This is a genomic window from Pseudomonas juntendi, assembly GCF_009932375.1.
GTDB classification, from domain to species: Bacteria; Pseudomonadota; Gammaproteobacteria; order Pseudomonadales; family Pseudomonadaceae; genus Aquipseudomonas; species Aquipseudomonas juntendi.
In genome coordinates, this window is the sequence record NZ_BLJG01000464.1 from 1 (window position 1) to 312 (window position 312).

General features: G+C 65.1%; 1 pseudogene. It reads right to left on the reverse strand.

The features are described from left to right. Positions 1–312, reverse strand: a pseudogene (locus GYA94_RS26750) (ATP-dependent RNA helicase DbpA); the annotation flags it as partial.

The following is a 312-nucleotide window of genomic DNA, read 5'->3' on the forward strand; positions in this document are numbered from 1 at the left end:
CAGAACCTGGTCGCGGTCGCGCTGCTCCAGGTCGCCGTGCAGCGCCTGGGCGACGATACCCTTGGCGGTCAGGTGGGCAACCACGTCTTCGCACTGCTGCTTGGTGAAGCAGAACGCCACGCACGACTGCGGGCGATAGTGGCCCAGCACACGGGTCACCGCCTCCAGGCGCTGCTCTGGGTCGATCTCGATGAAGCGCTGCTCGATCTGGTTGTCGGTGTGCAGGCTCTCGACTTTCACTTGCTGCGGGTTACGCATGAAGTCGGCGGCCAGTTGCTTGATGCCGGCCGGGTAGGTGGCCGAGAACAGCAG